The organism is Paracoccus marcusii (assembly GCF_006151785.1).
Classification (GTDB): Bacteria; Pseudomonadota; Alphaproteobacteria; order Rhodobacterales; family Rhodobacteraceae; genus Paracoccus; species Paracoccus marcusii.
This window is the reverse complement of sequence record NZ_VDDD01000206.1, coordinates 1-3,160: the sequence shown is the minus strand read 5'-3', so window position 1 is coordinate 3,160 and position 3,160 is coordinate 1. Positions and strand designations below refer to the sequence as shown.

Annotated in this window: 5 protein-coding genes; 1 reads left to right on the top strand and 4 read right to left on the bottom strand. The window is 68.6% G+C overall.

Annotation, left to right across the window (positions count from 1 at the left end; genetic code table 11):
* From FHD68_RS18090 to FHD68_RS18080, 4 genes are all read right to left on the bottom strand, one after another.
* The coding region (locus FHD68_RS18090; protein WP_167550437.1) for an FAD/NAD(P)-binding protein at positions 1–837 on the bottom strand (837 nt) is incomplete at its 3' end.
* A gap of 33 nt (positions 838–870) precedes the next feature.
* The gene (locus tag FHD68_RS19770; RefSeq protein ID WP_256370507.1) at positions 871–1,005 is read right to left on the bottom strand and encodes a hypothetical protein; all 135 of its coding nucleotides are present in this window, start codon (positions 1,003–1,005) and stop codon (positions 871–873) included.
* Between the two features lie 26 nt (positions 1,006–1,031).
* Positions 1,032–1,631, bottom strand: a complete 600-nt coding sequence (locus FHD68_RS18085) for an RBBP9/YdeN family alpha/beta hydrolase (RefSeq protein ID WP_127897616.1) — start codon at positions 1,629–1,631, stop codon at positions 1,032–1,034.
* Positions 1,632–1,716: 85 nt separating this feature from the next.
* Entirely contained in the window at positions 1,717–2,199 is a 483-nt protein-coding gene (locus FHD68_RS18080) for an Lrp/AsnC family transcriptional regulator (protein WP_164871382.1), read from the bottom strand.
* Positions 2,200–2,392: 193 nt separating this feature from the next.
* Here FHD68_RS18080 and FHD68_RS18075 point away from each other — a divergent pair, with 193 nt between their 5' ends.
* On the top strand, positions 2,393–2,857 hold the full coding sequence (locus tag FHD68_RS18075) for an RrF2 family transcriptional regulator (RefSeq protein ID WP_045983366.1): 465 nt from the start codon (positions 2,393–2,395) through the stop codon (positions 2,855–2,857).
* Positions 2,858–3,160: the final 303 nt, after the last annotated feature.

Sequence of the window (3,160 nt, the reverse complement as noted above, 5' to 3'; positions counted from 1 at the left end):
GTGCGGGCGGGCGCCGTCGACCGCGTCGCGCCAGGTGCCGCCCTGCGCCTCGGCCCTGGCGGCAAGATCGCGCAGCCAGGACAGGACAGAGCTGACGGGCGCGCCCAGGGGCACCTCGGCGCGGGTGATCGACAGGGGCGCGCCCGTGGCGTGGACGCGCGGCAGCTGGGCGCGACGTGACAGGGCCACGATTTCCCCGCGGTGGCCGTGGGACAGCAGGCTGATGGCCTGGTCCACCATCGACAGGCCGGACCCGATGATGACCACGCGCCCGCCCTGGGGCGGGGGGTCGGCCTGCTGCCAGGCGCCGTGGACCAGGCCTGTCGGGTCCGGTTCGGGCAGGGCATGGCCGGTGGCCAGCACGGCCCGGTCGGCGGGAACGACCTGGCCGTCGTCCAGATGCGCCGCGACCCTGGCCCGCGTGGTGACCAGCCGGATGCATGTCGCGCGCATACAGCGCAGCCGTCCGTCGGCCGACAGCGGCGCCAGCAGGTCGGTCATGTAGGCGCCATAGGTCGCACGGCCCACGAAGCAGGCGCCTGTCGCGCCGTCTCCGCGCGCGGCCAGCCAGCGGCGGAAATGGTCGGGATCGTCGGGAAAGGCGCTCATGTTGGCGACGCGGGTGTTCAGCAGATGGCCCGGATCGATAGTCGAGTAGGCGACGCCACAGCCCAGCATGTGCCGCCCCTCGATCACGGTGACACGCAGGGGCGTGGCCGGGTCGCGCAGCAGATGGGCGGCCAACAGGACGCCGCTGGCGCCGCCACCGATGATGACGACATGGGGCAGATGGGCCGCATGGGGCGCAGACGTGTCGGCCAGGGGGATGGTCTTCATGGCGGGCTCCTTCGCTTGGCTGCGGGGGCGGTCCTAGAGGGCGGCGATCATCAGTCCTGTCCACAGGGCCAGGCTGGCACCGACCAGCGTGGGGACGATGCGGTCGGGACGGTCGGTGTCGCGGGGATGGGTGCGGCGCAGATAGGCCTCGGTCTGGATGTCGAACATGGCAATCTCGGGTCCGGTGATGGGGGTCAGGCCAGCCGTCGGGCGGGCAGGGACAGGGGGGCGGGGCGCGCGCCGAACAGGCGCCGCAGGACCCCGGGTCGCGCGGTGCGCGCCAGCAGGTCGTCGCGCAGCGCCTTGCCCGCGGGCCAGGGGCCAAAGCCCGATGCCGCATTGACATGGCCCGCATGGCCGATGTCGTGCAGGTCCGCGCCCCAATGCGCCGCCAGCTGTCGGCTGTGGTCGAAAGCCATCCACGGGTCGTTGCGGCTTGCCACCAGCGTCGCGGGCACGTCGAACCGTTCGCGCGGCAGGGCACCGAAACCGCGGGTGCGGTCCGAGGTGGCCGGATCGGCAGGCGCGACCAGCAGCGCGGCCCGCACCCGCAGCCCCGGCCAGCGGGCCAGCAGATGCGCGATGGTCACCGCGCCAAGCGAATGGCCGACCAGGATGCTGTCGGGATGGGCCATGATGTGGACGGCCAGCGTGGCCTCCCAGACCTCGCGGACGGGACGGCCCGTGTCACCCATGTCCAGCAGCATCGCATTGGGGTCGGTGCGCGCCCACCAGTCCTGCCAGTGCGGCGCAGGAGAGCCGTCGAGGCCGGGGACGATCAGGGTCTTGGTCATCGGATGTCTCCTTTATCTCGCATAAGACTACAAGGATGGTCGTGTATTGCGATTCCAAAGATCACCCCGAAAAGGGAACAGGGTTCTATCGGTCGCGGGTGTTGACGGGATAGGCGGTGGTGTGGCGCAGCCGTTCCATTGCGAATTGCGATGTGACGTTCTTGATCGCCACGGCGTCGGTCAGCGCCCTGTAGAAGCGGTCATAGGCGGCCATGTCCGGCACCGCGATGCGCAGCAGATAGTCGATGTCGCCGGCCATCCGCCAGGCTTCCATGACCTCGGGCAGGGCGTCGATGGCGCGGGCAAAGGCCGCGCGCCATTCCGTGCCGTGGTCTGGCGCCTCGATGCCGACGAAGACGGTCAGGCCGAATCCCAGCATCGCCGGATCGGCCAGCGCCACGCGCCCGGTCAGCACGCCGTTCGCCTCCAGCTTCTGGATGCGCTTCCAGCAGGGGGTCTGGGACAGGCCCACCCTGTCGGCGATCTGCGCGATGGGCGTGGTGGCGTCTGCCATCAGCGTGGCGACGATCTTGCGGTCGATCAGGTCCAGGGGAGGGATCTGGGTCATCGTGCGATTCCTTTCGCCGTCAGCATGCCGCAATAGAATATAAAGTCTAGCGTGTTTGTCGTTATTATCGATGACCGGGTGATCCCGGCGCAGACATGTCCAATAAAAACCCCGCTGCCAGGTCGTCTTTTCTTTTCGCAGGGCGCGATCCGCCTTATATCCGGTGGACAGCAACGCAGTCCGGGGCAGGGTCATGATCACGCAAAAGATGAAATACGCGCTGAAGGCCCTGCTGGTTCTGGGCGACGAGGCGCGCAGCCCGCGTCCCGAGCCGCTGACGATCGAAGTCATTGCCAGGCGGTCGGGCACCCCCAAGCGGTTCTTGGAGCAGATCCTGCTGGAGGTGCGCAATGCCGGTGTCGTGGCCTCGATCCGTGGACGGTCGGGGGGGTACACGCTGATCAAGCGCCCCGAGGACGTGTCGATCTCGGAGCTGCTGCGGCTGATCGACGGGCCGATCGCGCCCCTGCCGTGCCTGTCGCGGCGTGCCTATCAGCGCTGCGAGGACTGCACCGACGAGGCCAGCTGCCGCCTGCGTCGCGTATTCTCGGAGGTGTTCTGGTCCTATCTTATCTTGATCGAATCCCTCAGCCTGGCCGACATGCTGGGCACGCCCGACGTGGCGCAGGCTGTGCTGCAGGACGGCGCGACCGCCTGAGCCGACCGCGATCCAGCGGTTTCGGAGAATAATCATCTCTTTTCACGGCCGAAATAGGCGTGATTCTTCCTTTGCTAAACACGAGTATCCCTGTCGTTATTAAGGTATCGTAGCGCCGCACTTGGCCCGAACTGAAAGGGATGACCCGATGACCTCGACCCACCCCCTGACCCATGGCCGCCCGGCGCTGTGCGCCGTGACGCTGATCGACCGCCGAACCGGCCGCCCGCACCGCGTGAACGGCGCGGCTCTGGTTGCGCCGAGCCGCGACCCCCACGGCGCCGCGGCCGAACTGCTGGCCGG

Coding starts and splice junctions, on each gene's coding strand:
- FHD68_RS19770 (WP_256370507.1), bottom strand. CDS start 1,005: ATGTTCGACATCCAGACCGAGGCCTATCTGCGCCGCACCCATCCCCGC.
- FHD68_RS18085 (WP_127897616.1), bottom strand. CDS start 1,631: ATGACCAAGACCCTGATCGTCCCCGGCCTCGACGGCTCTCCTGCGCCG.
- FHD68_RS18080 (WP_164871382.1), bottom strand. CDS start 2,199: ATGACCCAGATCCCTCCCCTGGACCTGATCGACCGCAAGATCGTCGCC.
- FHD68_RS18075 (WP_045983366.1), top strand. CDS start 2,393: ATGATCACGCAAAAGATGAAATACGCGCTGAAGGCCCTGCTGGTTCTG.